Genomic DNA, 250 nt, shown 5'->3' with positions numbered 1-250 from the left:
CATCATCGAGCCTGTAACCGGGCCGTCCAATTTCGCGGAGCTTATTGCCGAGTGGAAGAAGGAGCCTCCGCTCGGGCCCGAAGACCAGTTCCCGGATATTGAGGATATGCCTGCAAAGCCGGAGAACATTTTTTGAACGGGTACTTGCTTGATACGAACATCATCAGCGACATCATACGCAATCCCTTCGGACCGGCGGCTCGCCGCATCGAAGAGATCGATCCCAAAGAGATTTGCACCAGCATCATCG

General features: G+C 54.4%; 1 pseudogene. It reads left to right on the top strand.

Annotated elements, in window-relative coordinates:
* Positions 1 to 132 precede the first annotated feature (132 nt).
* Positions 133 to 250, top strand: a pseudogene (locus BN1800_RS43335) (type II toxin-antitoxin system VapC family toxin); the annotation flags it as partial.

The sequence above is a fragment of the Rhizobium sullae genome (assembly GCF_900169785.1).
GTDB lineage: Bacteria > Pseudomonadota > Alphaproteobacteria > Rhizobiales > Rhizobiaceae > Rhizobium > Rhizobium sullae.
Note: the sequence above shows the minus strand (reverse complement) of the source record. Positions and strands in the feature narration are given on the sequence as shown.